Annotated in this window: 20 protein-coding genes and 1 tRNA gene; 13 read left to right on the top strand and 8 right to left on the bottom strand. The window is 52.8% G+C overall.

All coding sequences use genetic code 11. The annotated features are described in order from the left end of the window. Positions 1–101: 101 nt before the first annotated feature. Both purM and AB1763_02690 read right to left on the bottom strand, forming a co-directional pair. The gene (purM, locus tag AB1763_02695) at positions 102–1097 is read right to left on the bottom strand and encodes a phosphoribosylformylglycinamidine cyclo-ligase (protein MEW5831727.1); all 996 of its coding nucleotides are present in this window, start codon (positions 1095–1097) and stop codon (positions 102–104) included. A 78-nt stretch (positions 1098–1175) separates the two neighbouring features. After that, entirely contained in the window at positions 1176–1379 is a 204-nt protein-coding gene (locus AB1763_02690) for a phosphoribosylaminoimidazole synthetase (protein ID MEW5831726.1), read from the bottom strand. A 157-nt stretch (positions 1380–1536) separates the two neighbouring features. Here AB1763_02690 and AB1763_02685 point away from each other — a divergent pair, with 157 nt between their 5' ends. The 3 genes from AB1763_02685 to dapF are packed head-to-tail and all read left to right on the top strand — an operon-like array spanning position 1537 to position 3475. Continuing rightward, positions 1537–2091 (top strand): spermidine synthase, encoded by a 555-nt coding sequence (locus AB1763_02685; GenBank protein ID MEW5831725.1) that lies wholly within the window; start codon positions 1537–1539, stop codon positions 2089–2091. Further along, positions 2091–2696, top strand: coding sequence for a dephospho-CoA kinase (gene coaE, locus AB1763_02680; protein ID MEW5831724.1), 606 nt, complete (start codon positions 2091–2093; stop codon positions 2694–2696). The genes AB1763_02685 and coaE overlap by 1 nt, the downstream gene beginning before the upstream one ends. Positions 2697–2725: 29 nt before the next feature. Continuing rightward, the gene (dapF, locus tag AB1763_02675; GenBank protein MEW5831723.1) at positions 2726–3475 is read left to right on the top strand and encodes a diaminopimelate epimerase; all 750 of its coding nucleotides are present in this window, start codon (positions 2726–2728) and stop codon (positions 3473–3475) included. An 83-nt stretch (positions 3476–3558) separates the two neighbouring features. On the opposite strand, the gene prfA is transcribed toward dapF, so the two are convergent. Next, positions 3559–4626 (bottom strand): peptide chain release factor 1, encoded by a 1068-nt coding sequence (prfA, locus tag AB1763_02670; protein ID MEW5831722.1) that lies wholly within the window; start codon positions 4624–4626, stop codon positions 3559–3561. A gap of 57 nt (positions 4627–4683) precedes the next feature. Further along, a complete protein-coding gene (gene rpsT / locus AB1763_02665) occupies positions 4684–4947 on the bottom strand; it encodes a 30S ribosomal protein S20 (GenBank protein MEW5831721.1) in 264 nt (87 codons plus the stop codon). Positions 4948–5214: 267 nt separating this feature from the next. On the opposite strand from rpsT, the gene glmM reads away from it, so the two are divergent. The 7 genes from glmM to rplT all read left to right on the top strand — a co-directional run bounded on the left by glmM (position 5215) and on the right by rplT (position 10346). Continuing rightward, complete coding sequence (gene glmM, locus AB1763_02660) at positions 5215–6555, top strand: phosphoglucosamine mutase (protein MEW5831720.1); 1341 nt, start codon at positions 5215–5217, stop codon at positions 6553–6555. Further along, positions 6548–6991, top strand: a complete 444-nt coding sequence (gene lspA, locus AB1763_02655; GenBank protein ID MEW5831719.1) for a signal peptidase II — start codon at positions 6548–6550, stop codon at positions 6989–6991. Before glmM ends, lspA begins: the two co-directional genes overlap by 8 nt. A gap of 43 nt (positions 6992–7034) precedes the next feature. Further along, positions 7035–7110 (top strand) — tRNA-Val (locus tag AB1763_02650). 110 nt (positions 7111–7220) lie between these two features. Beyond that, a complete protein-coding gene (gene thrS / locus AB1763_02645; GenBank protein ID MEW5831718.1) occupies positions 7221–9029 on the top strand; it encodes a threonine--tRNA ligase in 1809 nt (602 codons plus the stop codon). After that, entirely contained in the window at positions 9026–9556 is a 531-nt protein-coding gene (gene infC / locus AB1763_02640; GenBank protein MEW5831717.1) for a translation initiation factor IF-3, read from the top strand. Before thrS ends, infC begins: the two co-directional genes overlap by 4 nt. Positions 9557–9698: 142 nt before the next feature. Further along, on the top strand, positions 9699–9893 hold the full coding sequence (gene rpmI / locus AB1763_02635) for a 50S ribosomal protein L35 (protein MEW5831716.1): 195 nt from the start codon (positions 9699–9701) through the stop codon (positions 9891–9893). 99 nt (positions 9894–9992) lie between these two features. Then, the gene (gene rplT / locus AB1763_02630; GenBank protein ID MEW5831715.1) at positions 9993–10346 is read left to right on the top strand and encodes a 50S ribosomal protein L20; all 354 of its coding nucleotides are present in this window, start codon (positions 9993–9995) and stop codon (positions 10344–10346) included. Between the two features lie 97 nt (positions 10347–10443). Here rplT and AB1763_02625 read toward each other — a convergent pair whose 3' ends face one another. From AB1763_02625 to rsmA, 4 genes are all read right to left on the bottom strand, one after another. Continuing rightward, positions 10444–10686, bottom strand: a complete 243-nt coding sequence (locus tag AB1763_02625) for a hypothetical protein (protein ID MEW5831714.1) — start codon at positions 10684–10686, stop codon at positions 10444–10446. Between the two features lies 1 nt (position 10687). After that, a complete protein-coding gene (gene thyX, locus AB1763_02620) occupies positions 10688–11308 on the bottom strand; it encodes an FAD-dependent thymidylate synthase (protein MEW5831713.1) in 621 nt (206 codons plus the stop codon). 85 nt (positions 11309–11393) lie between these two features. Then, on the bottom strand, positions 11394–13472 hold the full coding sequence (locus AB1763_02615) for an RNase J family beta-CASP ribonuclease (protein MEW5831712.1): 2079 nt from the start codon (positions 13470–13472) through the stop codon (positions 11394–11396). 82 nt (positions 13473–13554) lie between these two features. Further along, positions 13555–14331 (bottom strand): 16S rRNA (adenine(1518)-N(6)/adenine(1519)-N(6))-dimethyltransferase RsmA, encoded by a 777-nt coding sequence (gene rsmA / locus AB1763_02610; protein ID MEW5831711.1) that lies wholly within the window; start codon positions 14329–14331, stop codon positions 13555–13557. A 181-nt stretch (positions 14332–14512) separates the two neighbouring features. Between rsmA and hisF the strand changes: the two genes are divergently transcribed. Genes hisF through AB1763_02595 form a run of 3 tightly spaced genes read left to right on the top strand, consistent with a single transcriptional unit; the run spans position 14513 to position 16000 of the window. Further along, complete coding sequence (gene hisF, locus AB1763_02605) at positions 14513–15274, top strand: imidazole glycerol phosphate synthase subunit HisF (GenBank protein MEW5831710.1); 762 nt, start codon at positions 14513–14515, stop codon at positions 15272–15274. Positions 15275–15327: 53 nt separating this feature from the next. After that, positions 15328–15630, top strand: coding sequence for a nucleotidyltransferase domain-containing protein (locus AB1763_02600; protein ID MEW5831709.1), 303 nt, complete (start codon positions 15328–15330; stop codon positions 15628–15630). Then, positions 15620–16000 carry a HepT-like ribonuclease domain-containing protein gene (locus tag AB1763_02595; protein ID MEW5831708.1) on the top strand — a complete coding sequence of 127 codons (381 nt, stop codon included), beginning with the start codon at positions 15620–15622 and terminating at the stop codon, positions 15998–16000. Before AB1763_02600 ends, AB1763_02595 begins: the two co-directional genes overlap by 11 nt. Positions 16001–16039 lie beyond the last annotated feature (39 nt).

Genomic DNA, 16039 nt, shown 5'->3' with positions numbered 1-16039 from the left:
TCGAAGTACGGCAATCGCATATCGATGGAAAAACAGGCAAGGTGTTTACGTTCAACGCAGAGGAGAAAAGGTGAACCGCCGCAAAGGGGCGGGCAGGGTAGTTAGACGAGAACCGCTTCGCGTTTCCCCTCTTCGAGCTTCCCGATGACGTAGCCGTCGGTGCTCGCGAGGATAGAGGCAACGTTCTCGGGACGGACGACGAGGATCATTCCGACCCCCATGTTGAAGGCACGGAACATTTCGGCACGTTCGACGTGCTGAGAGATCAGCTCGAAAATCGGAAGGACCCGGATCGAGGATTCGTCGATCACGGCACGCAGCCCCTCGGGGAGGACGCGGGGGAGGTTTTCGACGATCCCGCCCCCCGTGATGTGGGCGAGGGCCTGGATTTTGTCTTTGTTGGCTTTGAAGGTTTTGACGTAAATGCGCGTCGGGGTGAGGAGGGTCTCGATCAGCGGTTTGCCTTCGAACGAATCGTCGAATTTCATCCCCATTTTTTCAAACAGGACTTTACGGGCGAGGGAAAAGCCGTTCGAGTGCAGACCGGAGCTGGGCAGGGCGATGAGAACGTCTCCCGCGGCCACTCTGTCGGTACGGTCAAGCTCACTTTTTTCCCCGATACCGACGGCAAACCCGGCCAGATCGTAATCGTCGGAATGGTACATTCCCGGCATCTCGGCCGTTTCTCCGCCGATAAGGGCGCATTCGGCCTGGCGGCATCCTTCCGCGATTCCTCCGACGACGGCCGTTGCGGCAGCCACGTCGAGTTTCCCGGTTGCGTAATAATCAAGGAAAAAAGAAGGAGTTCCGAAGTTGCAGATGAGGTCGTTGACGCACATGGCGACCAGATCGATTCCGACCGTGTCGTGGATTCCCGAGTCGATCGCGAGTTTGAGCTTCGTCCCGACCCCGTCCGTTGCGGCGAGCATAACCGGCTCTTTATATCCCGCAGGCAGTTCGAAAGCACCCGCAAACGATCCGATCCCTCCCAAAACTCCGGGAACGGCGGTCGATTTGACCAGCGGTTTGATGTTTTCGACGAAGCTGTTGCCCGCATCGATATCGACACCGGCATCTTTGTAGCTGATTTGGCTCATAAAAATCCCTCACCTGAAATAGTGAGGGGATTATAACGCAAGAGTCGTTAGGGAAAATTGAGAGGGGCGTATTAGCCGTTAATCTTTTTTATCGCACGACCCGAAGATTTTCCGGAACATCCAGATTGACGGGCAAAAATCGGTCAATGCCCATACCAGGACCATCAAAATGACGAAGGTCTGGATGATAACCGCCCATTGAAGCTGGCCGTTCATGAAGAGGACCATGGCCACGGTCAGGACGATGGCCATCAGGAAACGCTGAATTTTTTCTGCACACATGTTGAACTCCGTTGGATAGTGGATTGTGCCGAAATTATATCGAAACGGAACGGTACAACCTTTAATGTCCGAGGCTACAACGAATATTCAATGCCTTTTAATCTCCGCATGTTACAATCGCTCGAAAATTCTGCAAAAAGACGAGAGACCCGTATTGATGAAAACGTTTATTTACCCCGAAATGATGGTCCACGTTCCGATGTGTACCCATAAAAATCCCAAGTCGGTGCTGGTTTCGAGCGATAAAGCCGACCTTCTGGGAAGCGAACTGGCGCGGTATCGTGACGTTGAAGCGGTGTATGCCTCCAATGCGCAGCTGCTCGATACCTTTCGAAATGCCGCTGAGGGAAGTGCGGATGTCGTTATCTTGGACGCGCTGTGCGACGACGCGGCGGCACTGGCTCATCTCAACCGCGTTCTCAAAGACGACGGCCTGTGCGTGCTCCGCCACCCGGATATGGATGAGCTCGAAGCCAATACGAAACTGATGCAGATCCTCGGCAACTATTTCAAAATCATTATGCCCTATACCGTCGGGGACGGAACAACGCTTCTGCTGTGTTCCAAAGAATACCACCCTACCGCAGACCTGATTTTACAGCGCAGCGATCTGCTCGAAGGGCAAAGCTACTACAATTGCGATATCCATACGGCCGCATTCGCGATGCCGCAGTACATCCGCAAGAATTATCTGGGGATTATCCGCAACTGATGCCGTACCGCTACGCCATCGCATTGACCGGAGGGATTGCGACGGGCAAAAGCACCGTTGCGTCCCTCCTCTCCCTGAGCGGTCTTCGGATCATCGATGCCGATACCATTTCCCACCGGATACTCGATCAGAACGCCCGGTGGGTTGAGGAGCGTTTCGGCCCGGCGTTTGTGAAAGGGGGAAAAGTCGACCGCCCCGCGCTGGGGAAAGTCGTTTTTGCCGATCCCGATGCCAAAAAAGAGCTCGAAAATTTCCTCCATCCCAAAATCCGTGCCGCCATCGAGGAAGAGAGCGAAAAACAAGATGCCCTCGGCTACCCCTATCTGATCGACATTCCGCTCTTTTTCGAGACCCGGTCGTACCCGATCAAAGACTCGGTCGTCGTTTATACCCCCAAAGCCCTTCAGCTTGAGCGCTTCATCAAACGCAACGGTTTTTCGGAAGAGGAGTCGCTCCGCCGGATTGAGAGCCAGATGGACATCGACGAGAAAAAAGCGCGCGCGACCTGGGTGATCGACAATTCCTCCAATCTCAAACATCTCCAGAGTGAATGCGAAAAATTCGTCGAAACGATTAAAGCGCTCTATCCCGTCCCTAAGGTATAATGGCACACATTTATCCGAAGGATTCCCGTATGCTCCAGATCGCCAAATATTGTGCCAGCGGCAACGATTTCGTCATTTTCCACGCGTTCGAAAAAGCCGACCGTTCCGCGCTTGCCCGAACCCTCTGCGACCGTCAGAACGGGATCGGCGCGGACGGACTGATCGTTTTGGTTCCGCACGAAAGCCTCGATTTCGAATGGGAGTTTTACAATGCCGACGGTTCGACCGCCTCGATGTGCGGCAACGGCAGCCGTGCCTGTGCCCATTACGCCCACCGTTTCGGATTGGCTCCCTCATCCATGGCTTTTTTGACCGGTGCCGGAGTGATCAAAGCGCAGGTGGAGGGGAATATGGTGCAAAGCGATCTGACCCCTCCGAGTATCGTCGATCGGGAGATCGACGAAGCGGGGATGCAATGGTGGCTCATCGATACGGGAGTCCCCCACTTAATCACGTTTGACGCCGATATCGAGGATTTCAATATTGAGCTCGCGCGGGGTCTGCGCCACAAATACAACGCCAACGTCAACATCGCCGCCCGCAACCCTGATGGAACGCTGCGGGTGCGCACTTATGAGCGCGGAGTTGAAGATGAAACCCTCGCATGCGGGACGGGAATGGCCGCGTCGTTTTACCGTGCCAACCGCGAAGGGATCGTTTCGGACCAAACGCAGGTGTTCCCCAAAAGCGGGGAGACGCTCTATCTGGGGCTTGAAGAGGGAGTGATTACGTTCAAAGGGGAAGTCAAAGGGGTGTTTGAGACCTATTGGAAATTTTGATACGCTATCGGAACGCGTCCCGATAGCTACGTTGACACTGGGTCTCCTTCGGCAGGAAGCCCAAAAATCGCTTGCGATTTTTCTTAAAGTCCCGACGCTTCCATTAATGTTGCCTGCGCATCGGCGATCAGCGGCTCGATGATGTCGTCCATCAATCCCCCCTGCATGATCTCGTCAAGACGGTAGAGAGTGAGGTTGATCCGGTGGTCGGAGATGCGGTTTTGAGGATAGTTGTAGGTGCGGATACGCCCTGAACGGTCTCCCGTTCCGACCTGCTCTTTGCGTTCGGCCATCTCTTTTTCTTTTGCCTCTTCCATCTGCATCTCGTAGAGGCGCGCTTTGAGGATTTTCATCGCCTTGTCTTTGTTTTTGTGCTGCGATTTCTCATCCTGGTTGGTAACGACGATTCCGGTCGGGAGGTGGGTGATCCGTACCGCCGAGTCGGTGGTGTTGACGCTCTGCCCGCCGCAGCCGGAGGAGCGCATGACGTCGATTTTGAGGTCGTTTTCGTTGATCGTGATTTCGACGTCATCGACTTCGGGCATCACGGCGACCGTGATCGCCGAGGTGTGAACCCGTCCCTGGGACTCGGTGGCGGGGACCCGCTGCACCCGGTGGGTTCCCGCTTCGTATTTGAGGCGCGAGTAGACCTGCTCGCCTTTAATGAGGGCGATGATCTCTTTGTACCCCCCCGCATCGGAAGGGCTGGAACTCATCAGTTCGATCTTCCACCCTTTCACATCCGCGTAGCGGACGTAGGCGTTGAACAAATCGCCGACAAACAGGGCCGCCTCGTCTCCTCCCGTCCCGGCGCGCAGTTCGATGTAGATGTTACGCTTGTCGTTGGGATCGGCGGGGATGAGGAGCTTTTTGATCTCTTCTTCGAGCGGTTCGACCTGCGGTTCGAGGGATTTGAGCTCCTCTTTGGCCAGTTCTCCCAGTTCGGCGTCGAATACGAGCGCTTTGTTCTCTTCGATATCGGCCAAAAGCTTTTTGTACTCGGTCGCTTTGGAAAAAATCGCCTGCAGCGAGGACTGTTCTTTCGAGAGGTCGGTCATCCGTTTGACGTCGTTACCGATATCGGGAGAACTCAGGAGTTCGGTAATCTCATTGTAGCGGTTGATAAAGGGGGTCAGTTTGTCGGCTAGCATGATGTTAGTCCAGAAGAAAGATGGGTTGCCTCGAAAGAGGCAAAGAAACAAACCGGATTACGCCAGTTTGTTGACGGCGAGGTGGAGGCGGCTGACTTTGCGAGCGGCAGTCTCTTTTTTCAAGACACCTTTGCTAACATATTTGTGAAGATTGGCGTTAGCGATAATGAGAGCGGCTTTTGCCTCTTCTTTATTGCCCGCTTCTACGGCAGTGCGAACTGCTTTGACGATGTTTTTGATACGTGTGCGGTAAAACCGGTTGCGTTCTGTACGCTTTTCCGTCTGGCGGATACGTTTCAATGCTGACTTGTGGTTTGCCATGGCATTTATCCTTGTCGAATTTTTTTTAGGGTAGAATGCTACCTTAAAGATAATTAAATTTAAGTTAAAATTTATAGGTTTTGACATAAAAAAGTTTTATTAATGTTTAGTGTTAATAAAATATTAAAAAATATAGATGCTTCTAAAATATTCTCAAAAACGGCAGTTTTTGTAGCTTTAGGGGATTGCGAAGGACTTTAGTCCTTGCCACTGAAACGGATGAATTCGTTTTAGTGTATAACATCAAATAAAAGGAAGAAAAAAATAATGAAACTTTTTGGAACCGATGGGGTGCGGGGAGAAGCAGGGTCATTTTTGACGGCGGAACTTGCGATGCGCGTAGCAATGGCGGCCGGAATCTACTTCCGTGATCACGCCCGGACGAAAAAAATTCTGGTCGGTAAAGATACCCGTCGAAGCGGTTACATGATCGAAAACGCGATCGTCAGCGGCCTTACGGCAGTCGGTTACGATGTTGTCCAGATCGGACCAATGCCGACCCCCGCGATCGCGTTTCTGACGGAGAACATGCGCTGCGACGCGGGGATTATGATTTCGGCCAGCCATAACCCCTACGAAGACAATGGGATCAAATTTTTCGACGCCCACGGCAACAAGCTCTCCGAAGAGATCGAGGCGCAGATCGAGGCGATCGCGCACGACAAAGCCCGCCTCGAAGAGGGACATGTAACGGGGAAAAAGATCGGTTCGGCCAAACGGATCGACGACGTGATCGGCCGTTACATTGTGCAGCTGAAAAATTCGTTCAGCCGCGATTTGACGCTGCAGGGGCTTCGTATCGTCCTCGACACCGCCAACGGAGCAGGATACAAGGTGGGGCCGACGGTTCTTGAAGAACTCGGGGCCGAAGTGATCGTTCTGCACGACAAACCCAACGGATTCAACATCAACGAAGGGTGCGGAGCGCTTCACACGAAAGACGTCCGCGAAGCGGTGAAACAGTACCGCGCCGATATCGGGCTGGCGCTGGACGGCGATGCGGACCGCCTTATCGTCGTCGACGAAAACGGCGAGGAGGTCGACGGTGACCAGATCCTCGGCGCGCTGGGGCTCTTTTTGCACCGTGGCGGAAACCTGAAAGGGGGCGGGATCGTCGCGACGGTGATGAGCAACCAGGCGCTTGAAGATGCGATGAACGCCGAAGGGCTGAAACTGTTCCGTTCCAACGTCGGAGACAAATACGTACTGGAACAGATGCGCGAAAACGGCATCAATTTCGGCGGTGAGCAAAGCGGCCATATCGTCATGCACGATTACGCTAAAACCGGGGACGGGCTGGTGAGCGCGCTGCAGGTTCTGGCGCTCCTTCTGACTTCGGGCCAAAAAGCGAGCCGCGTGCTGCGGCCGTTCGAACTCTACCCTCAAAAGCTCGTCAATATCAAAGTCAAAACGAAAAAGCCCCTCGAGCAGATCGAAGGGCTCGAAGAAGAGCTCAAAAACGTCGAAGCGCAACACATGCGCCACCTGATCCGCTACTCGGGGACCGAGAACAAACTCCGTATCCTGCTGGAGGGGAAAGACGCGAAAGTGATGGAAAAAGCGATGGATCGCCTTGTGGCATTTTTTGAGAAGGCCCTGAATGCTTAAAGCGTTCGGGTTTTTACTGCTTGCCGCGATCGCCGTTTTCATCGTCGATCAAAACATCAAGGCACTCTTCGTCGAAGGGTTCCGCCACTATACCGAATGCATCGACCTTATTTTGGTTTACAATCGCGGAGTGGCGTTTTCGATGTTCGCTTTTCTCGAAGAAGCTCTTAAATGGATACAGATCGCCCTCCTCGCCGGGGTTGTAGGGTATACCCTCTGGCTCAAAAAGAACTGTTATGTCGTACCGGTCGGGATCATGGTCGGCGCCGGAACGTCGAACGTCTACGACCGGTTTATACACGGCGGGGTCGTCGATTACGTCTATTGGCATTGCGGATTCGATTTTGCGGTGTTTAATTTCGCCGACGTTATGATCGATTTTGCGGTGGTCTGGCTGCTGATTTTGAATTTTTGGCCACGTTATTGTAAAAATTAAGTCGCTTTTAACTTCCGGGCGGCTATAATTTCGTCCTCTCAATGGTCGCATAGCTCAGTTGGTAGAGCACTACCTTGACATGGTAGTGGTCACAGGTTCAAGTCCTGTTGTGGCCACCATTCTTCCTTTATTTTTTCCCAATACTCCACTCTTTTTTTAACCGTTTAAACTCAATCCAATCAACATTTCCGTATAATCCGCGATATTTTCTCACACAAGGGTTACCCTTATGGATATTATTGCGATCAAACATAACGATCAGATTGTCGATTTGCAAACCGCTCAGGCCCTGGGGATCAGTGGTGAAGAGATTGCTTACGACAACTCTCCCGAAGCGCTGGAAGTGATCCGCCACTCCTGCGCCCACCTGATGGCCGAAGCGATCAAAAAGATTTATCCCGAAGCAAAATTTTTCGTCGGTCCCGTCGTCAAAGAGGGATTTTATTACGACTTCAAGGTCAACGCCCACATCGGGGAAGAGGATCTCAAAACGATCGAAAAAACGATGCAGGAGATCGTCAAGAAAAAAGAGGCGATCACCCGTTACGAGATTACGAAAGACGAAGCGCGCACCAAGTTCGCCGACGACCACCTCAAACAGGCGGTCATGGACCGTATCCCCAGCGAGACGGTGTCGATCTACAAGCAGGGGGAATTCGAAGACCTCTGCCGCGGGCCGCATCTGCCGAGCGTCGGGCTGCTGCGCAATTTCAAGCTGACCAAGATTTCGGGCGCCTATCTCGGAGGCGACAGCCAAAACGAGATGCTTACCCGTATTTACGGAATCGCGTTTGCCGACAAGGAATCGCTGAAGAACTATCTGGAGATGATGGCCGAAGCCGAAAAGCGGGATCACCGCAAAATCGGTGCGGAGATGAAACTCTTCACCTTCCGCGAAGAGGTCGGTTCGGGTTTCCCGATCTGGCTTCCGGCAGGGGCACGGATGCGTTCGCGTCTGGAACAGCTCCTCTTTAAAGCCCACCGCAAACGGGGATACGAACCGGTACGCGGCCCGGAGATGCTCCGCAGCGATCTGTGGAAAGTGAGCGGCCACTACCAGAACTACGGTGAGAACATGTATTTCACGCACATCGACGAGCTTGAGTTCGGGGTGAAACCGATGAACTGCGTCGGCCACATCAAAGTGTACGAACACGACCTGCACTCTTACCGCGATCTTCCGCTGAAATATTTCGAATACGGGGTGGTCCACCGCCACGAAATGACCGGGGCCCTGCACGGGTTGTTCCGCGTCCGCGAGTTTACCCAGGACGACGCCCACATTTTCTGTACCGCCGAACAGATCGAGGAACAGATCATCGAGATCGTCGATTTCATCGACGGGATCATGAAGTCGTTCGGATTCGAGTACAAAATGATGATCTCCACCAAACCCGAAAAAGCGGTCGGCGACGACGCGGTGTGGGAGATTTCGACGAACGCGCTTAAAACCGCTCTCGACAAACACGGCCTCAAATACGACATCGACGAAGGGGGCGGAGCGTTCTACGGACCGAAGATCGATATTAAGATTCTCGATGCGATCGGCCGTGAATGGCAGTGCGGAACCGTTCAGCTCGACTTCAACCTCCCGGCACGTTTCGAACTCGAATACAACGGCGAAGAGAACGTCAAAATCCAGCCGGTAATGATCCACCGCGCGATTTTAGGTTCATTTGAGCGATTTATTGGTATATTGACGGAGCATTACGCTGGGGAATTCCCGATGTTTATCGCTCCGACGCAGGTAGCGATCGTTCCGATCGCCGAACCGCATGTCGCCTACGCGCGGGAACTGGGCGAAAAACTGATGGACCTCGGAGCCGATTACGAGATTTTCGATAAGAACGAAAGCCTCAATAAACGGATCCGTACGGCGGAAAAAGGGCGGGTTCCGATGATCATCGTACTGGGCGATGAAGAGGTGAACTCCAGAAACGTTGCGGTACGTGACCGCCGTAAACGTGAACAATACAACCTGAGCGAGGAAGAGTTCCTCTCTCTCGTCAAAAACAAAATAAATGAGGTACATTTTTGAGTAAAAAACAAGACCGAGTCCTGATGAACGAAGATATCAGGGTTCCTGAGGTACGCTGCGTTATCGACGGCGGCGAAGCATTAGGTATCGTTTCCATTAAAGAAGCGATGGACAAAGCAAACGATATGGGACTCGATCTCGTCCTCATCTCTCCGGATGCGAAACCCCCCGTCGCTAAAATCATGGACTACGGCAAGTTTCATTACCAAGAAGAGAAAAAGAAAAAAGAAGCGCGCAAAAAACAGACCAAAGTTGAAGTCAAAGAGATCAAGCTCTCGGTAAAAATCGCCGACAACGACATCAGCTACAAAGTCAAACATGCGCGCGAATTCCTAACCGAGGGGAAACACGTCAAATTCCGTGTCTTCCTCCGCGGACGCGAAATGGCGCACCCCGAAGCGGCTGAAGCCGTTCTCAAAAAAGTGTGGCCGATGGTCGAGGATGTCGGGACGATGGACAAAGCTCCCGCGATGGAAGGGCGTTACTGCAACATGCTCGTCCTTCCGAAAAAAGAAGACAAAAAATAATCTCTCTTCCCCCCGAGGGGGAAGGCGACCTTCTGCGGAATTCTTCCGCTCTCCCGCCTCCATAAGAACGGGGCACATCTTCAACAATTTTATGCTATAATTCGCCCCTCTTTTAGAGAATTTTTGCGAAAGGATCAAGTCGATGCCAAAAATGAAGTCGGTTAAAGGGGCGGTCAAACGCTTCAAAGTAAAGAAAAACGGCACTATCAAACGTGGTACAGCGTTCCGCAGCCACATTTTGACAAAGCAAGATGCAGCTACCCGTCGCAAGCAAAACACTCCTAAAGTGGTTGCTAAAGTAGACGAAAAAGCGATCAAAAAAATGATCGTAGGCTAAACGCCGCGAGAATACCCTCCAGATTAGTCTGGGCAAGTCCGCACAAGAGCGGCACCCCGTCATTAAAATTGAGATGTACCGGGTAAAGAAAGGAAAACAATGCCAAGAGTTAAAACAGGTGTCGTAAGACGCAGACGTCATAAAAAAGTACTGAAACTTGCACGCGGTTTCTACAGCGGAAGACGCAAACATTTCCGTAAAGCGAAAGAGCAGCTCGAACGCTCACTCGTATACGCATTCCGCGACCGTAAACAGAAAAAACGGGATTTCCGTAAACTGTGGATCATCCGTATCAACGCGGCTTGCCGCCTTAACGGTATGAACTATTCGACTTTCATGAACGGTCTTAAACGTGCCAACATCGAACTTGATCGCAAAATCCTTGCCGATATGGCTATGAACGACGCGGCGGCATTCACCGCCCTCACTGCTCAGGCCAAATCAGCGCTCTAAAAAGTGCGGGGCTCTTCGAGAGCCCCACTCCTCTCTTCTTCTTTTTTCCCAAACTTCCGTTTAGTAGGACAACACCGCCATGCGCGAAAGCATGACGTTATTGCTCGATTTTGTACCCTTTGCTTTCGAGGCATTTCTGACACTCGATCGTAAGCGGTGCGCGGGAAGCTTTGGTAGCCGCTTCAAGGTCGTAGACGCGGCATTCGGCGAAATCGGCCCGTGCACGGTCCTCGTTGGTTCCCGCAGGGCAGATCATCCCGTTGATGACAAGCTGTTTTTCGGCACATCCGCTTGACAGGAGAGCGGCCGCGGCCGCGGCAATAAAGATCCGTGTTTTCATATCAGTGTTCCTCTTTGAGTGAATTTTCGAACAGATAACGGTGTTCTTCGGGCAAAGCGTCGAAGACGGCGTGCGCCAGGTCCCGGATTTCCCAAAGGGCCGCTTTGTCGCTGCGCAGCGCGATAAAGTTCTGAAGGCTGCGGGCGTTGATCGTCCAGGTGAGTTCGGTTTTGTAGCTTTCGGGAAGGCAGTATTTGGCCCGATCGTTACTGATTCCCTCTACGAGCACGATACGGAGGTTTTCGAGGGCGCGGATACTCATTTCATCCACCATATCCACACCGGTCATTACCAGGTATTTGGAAGCACGTTCTTTATGGTCGATTGAAAACGGCTCTTCGTCTTTGAGCTCTTTGAGGGTATAGCGTGTGCTTTTGACACTCAGACTCGCCATACGGTGGCGGGCAAGTTCCTGGAGCAGCGCGCGGCTGATCCCTTCGATGTAGAAGTTGTAGACGAGGTGTTCGAGCGTCGAAGCGTGCTTGAATTTGTTCCCGACGCGGTCGATGAGTTCCCGATCTTTTTCGCCGCCGTTGTCGCTTTTGTCAAAACTTTGCCAACAGGTACGGATGGCGTCGGAACAGATGACCAGAGGGGTGTGATGATGAAGGGTTACTTTCATGAGTAAATCTTTCATAGGGTTTCGGAGAGTATAGCGAAGAAGGGATTAAAAAAAGAACGGGCAGGTAAAGTGCGCACGGCGCACTTTACATTACGAAAACGTGGGGAACGATGAGTGGATATTTCTTCATCTTGCGGTAGATGTGCTTGCGCACTACCTGACGCAGGTCGTTTTCGAGCGCTTTGGGATTCTCGATGAGCCCCGGCTTCATGTTGAGGAGGAAGTGTTCGAGGACGTCTTCCATCTCAGCCGCAAACGCTTTGTCGTGACGGTCGGCGACTAGGCCGAAGCTCGTAACGAGCGGTTTGGAGAGCAGATGCGAATCGGCGGCGCTGACCTGCGCGACGAGGACCACCATCCCTTCCGAGGCCATTTTCTGGCGGTCGATGACGATGTCGTCTTCGATCTGGTGGTTGTTTTGGTTGTCGATGTAGGTTTTGCCCGTTTTAACCGTTTTGGCTTTGCGCATAAACTTCGGACCGACTTCGATGCAGTCTCCGTCGCTCATCAAGAGGATGTTCCGCTCGGGGACGCCGCACGAAATCCCGGTCTCTTTGTGTTTCTGGATGTGGTTGTATTCTCCGTGGACCGGGAGAAAGAATTTCGGGTTGGTAAGGCGGAGCATCAGTTTCTGCTCCTCCATACTCGCATGGCCCGAGACGTGGATGTCACGGTCGTTGGCGACTTTTGCGCCCGCACGCTGGAGGTAGTTGAGCATTCCCGAAATCGAGCCTTCGTTCCCCGGGATCGCACGGGCGGAGAGGACGATCAGGTCGGTCGGCTTGATTTTGATGTGGCGGTGTTCGCCGATCGCCATCCGGAACAGTGCCGAGCTGGGTTCTCCCTGGCTTCCGGTAGTGACGATCAGGACATCTTTGTCGCTCATCCGATTGGCTTCTTCGGCATCGATGAAAATGTTTTTGGGAAGCTTGATGTAGTCGTACTGCATACACACTTCGAGGTTCCGTTCCATCGAGCGACCGATGACGCACACTTTCCGTCCGTATTTGATCCCGGCGAGGATCGCCTGGTAGACCCGGTGGATGTTCGAGCTGAACGTCGACATGATGATGCGTCCTTCGGCTTTGGCGAAAATACGGTCAAACCCCGGAGCGACGGAGAGTTCGCTGGGCGTCCAGTCTTTGTTGTAGGAGTTGGTCGAATCCGAAAGGAGACACAGAACCCCTTTTTCGCCGTAATGAGCGAGGCGGTGCAAGTCGGCGGTGTAACCGTCGACCGGCGTATGGTCGATTTTGAAGTCTCCGGTGTGGATGATCGTTCCGGCTTTGGTCGTGATCGCGAGGGCGGACGAATCGATGATCGAGTGGGTCATGTGCATCCATTCGATTTCGAAGTCGTTACCGATTTTATAGGGGACCCGTTTGACGATCGGGTTGAAATAGCGGCGGAAGTCGCGCATGTGGTGCTCGTCGAATTTGTTGCCGATCATCGCAAGGGGAAGCGGAGTTCCGTAGATCGGGAACTGCATCTCTTTGAAAAAGTAGGGGACGCCTCCGATGTGGTCTTCGTGAGCATGGGTGATGATGACCGCAACGATTTTTTTGCGGATTTCACGCAGGTAGCTGAAATCGGGAACCAGGATGTCGACGCCGTGCATCTCCTCATCGGGGAAGCTCATCCCGATGTCGATGATGATCGCTTCGTTTTCGGTTTCGATAACGGTGATGTTCCCTCCGATTTCACCCAGACCGCCCAGAGGGGTGATACGTACTTTTTCGTTGCTGTTGAGGTCGAGCTTGTAGTGCGGATTGAGACGGTTGCGGTGCGCGTCCTGATTTTTGGCGACGAAATCGCGGAGGTTTCCGTCGATCGGCGCGCTGGGGGCACCGCGGCGTCCGCCGCGTCCGCGGTCACGACCGGAACGGACGGTTTCGGCCTCATTGGCCCCTTCGGCACCTTCGGCCGGGCGTTCGCCGCGCGGAGGGCGGTTGTCGTTACGGGGGCGTTCGCCGCGGGGTGCACGGTTGTCGTTGCGAGGGCGTTCGCCGCGCGGAGGACGGTTCTCGCGGGGTGCGCGTGCCTCTGTCTGATTCTCCGCCGTCCCCTCGGCCGGACGGTTGTTGCGGTTGCGGAACGGCCGGCGTCGGCGGTTGCGGGATTCGCCTTGCGGCTGTGATTGTGATTCTGTTTTATCGTCTGTCATGTTGTGTTTCCTTCTCAGCGCTCGATAGCGCGATAGATGTATTTTTCGAATGCCCTACCAGTCGAGAAAAGCCGAAAAAGGCTTAGTGCAAAAGGGTGTAGAGCCGGTGATAGTCGGAGGTGCTGAGCTGATGAGGTCGGACGGTAGGAACGAGTTCAAGCGATTCAAAGGCTTGAGCGAGCGTTTTCCCGTCGCAGCGTGCGGAAAGATTTTTGTACAGGGTTTTTCGCGGCTGCGCGAAGGCGGCGCGCAGCATCTCTTCAAACCCCGTATCATTACGATTCGCCGTTTTTCGAATGAGCAGTACGGCTGAATCGACTTTGGGAGCGGGCTCGAACGCGCTGGGCGGAACGTGCAGGACGATGCTCGTCTCTCCCACGCTCTGCGCAATGACGCTGAGGGCCCCGAAAGCTCTCTCTCCGGGTGCGGCGGAAAACTTTTCCGCCACTTCACGCTGAATCATGACAAGCAGGTTGCGGCACGCCGGATCGGCGAGGGCTTTGAGGATGATATTCGTCGCGATATAGTAGGGCAGATTCGCCACCAGATCGTACGGTTCGTCCAAAAGCTCACTCTTCCAGTGCTCCAGAACGTCTCCGCAGCGGAGAGTCAGGGCGCCGGTAGCGATGGCATCGGCAAAGTGGTGCTCCAAGTGCTTGCACAAGTCGGTATCGACCTCAAAAGCGGTGACACTTTTGACATCAACTAAATATTTAGTCAAATCACCTAATCCAGGCCCGATTTCGGCAATACGGTGAGGCGTATCGGGCATCGATTGGATGATTTGCGCCAAAACGGCTTCATCACGTAAAAAATTCTGGCCAAACTTTTTTTTGGCGATTGCGGCACGGTTCTGCATCAAAGAGATTATAGCCAACCAAGTGTTAATCCCCTATTAAACCAAAAAATCAAACGTTTGTGAACGGTTTATGTTGAAAACATCTATTTTGTTTTCTTATCGTTACTTTTGGTAATGGGGGGTTAAGAGAAGTGGGGGTATAATAAGAGCATTATGAACAGAAGGCGGAGTGTGCCCAATGATGGAGAATTTTTTCGCTAAACGGATCATTCCGTGTCTCGATGTCAAAGACGGACGAGTCGTCAAAGGGGTGAATTTTGTCGGTCTCAAAGATGCCGGGGACCCCGTCGAAGTCGCCAAACGGTATAACGAAGAGGGGGCGGACGAGCTGACGTTTCTCGATATTACCGCCTCGCACGAAGAGCGCGATACGATCGTTCACATCGTCGAGCGGGTGGCCCGCGAGGTGTTCATCCCCCTCACGGTCGGGGGAGGGATCCGTAAGCTCGACGACATCTACCGCCTCCTCGCCGTGGGGTGCGACAAAGTGAGCGTCAACTCCGCCGCGATCAAACGCCCCGAACTGATCGACGAGGGGGCAAAACGTTTCGGGAGCCAGTGCATCGTCGTCGCGATCGACGTGAAAAAAACAGGGGATCAGTATAACGTCTATCTCAACGGCGGACGGGTCGATACGGGGATCAATGCCCTCGATTGGGCGCGTGAAGCGGTCGACCGCGGTGCCGGGGAGATTTTGCTCACCTCGATGGACGCCGACGGGACCAAGGCGGGATTCGATCTCTCCATCACCGAGCAGATCAGCCGGATGGTCAACGTCCCCGTCATCGCCAGCGGCGGGGCCGGGACGATGGAGCACATCAAAGAGGCGTTTGAGCACGGCGCCGATGCGGCGCTGGCGGCAAGCATCTTCCACTACAAAGAGATCGACATTATGGATCTCAAGCGCTATCTATCGGCCAACGGTATTCCGGTACGGCTTTAGGATTAAAAATCGGTTATAATTAAAACAAGTGGATTTTTGAAAAGGGGGCTGTTGTGGCGACGAATATTAAAAAATCGGATATTTTAGACTACCTTTCACGCCATTTTCAAGAGTTCAAGACCAAATATGCCGTCGAACAAATCGGGTTGTTTGGCAGTTTCGCACGCGACGAAGCCAAAGAGAACAGCGACATCGATATTATCGTCAAAATGAAGCCCTCATTGTTCGATATGGTCGCGATCAAAGAACAGATCGAGAACGACCTGCACAAAAAAGTGGATATCGTCCGCGAACACAAACATATGAAACCCCTCTTTTTAGAGATGATCAAAAGAGATGTGATCTATGCACAATGACCGGCTTTTGATACTGCGCTCTACCCTCGAAGACATCATCACCTCATTAAAACTAATCCAACAACGATTTCAAAGTATTCAAACCAGCGATGATTTTCTCAAAGATGAACGGGGGCTTGAAAAGCTCGACAGTATTTCGATGCGCCTGATCGCCATCGGGGAAGGGTTTAAAAACGTCGATAAGCTCACCGAATTTCAGCTTTTGGAGAAATATCCCCAAATCCCGTGGAAACAGGTCAAAGGGATACGGGATATTTTGTCACATCACTATTTCGACCTCGATGCCGAAACGATTTATGAGATTTGTGCACACGAGATTGATGGATTATTGAGTGTAACAATGACGATATTGGATGAAGTGAAATCGTGATACAGATTTTCAAATGATTTGGAAGTTAAAGAGGAAAAA

The sequence above is a fragment of the Campylobacterota bacterium genome, from assembly GCA_040752835.1.
Taxonomy (GTDB): Bacteria; Campylobacterota; Campylobacteria; order Campylobacterales; family Sulfurimonadaceae; genus Sulfuricurvum.
The sequence above is the reverse complement of the archived record's forward strand: the minus strand, read 5'-3'. Positions and strand labels throughout refer to the sequence as shown.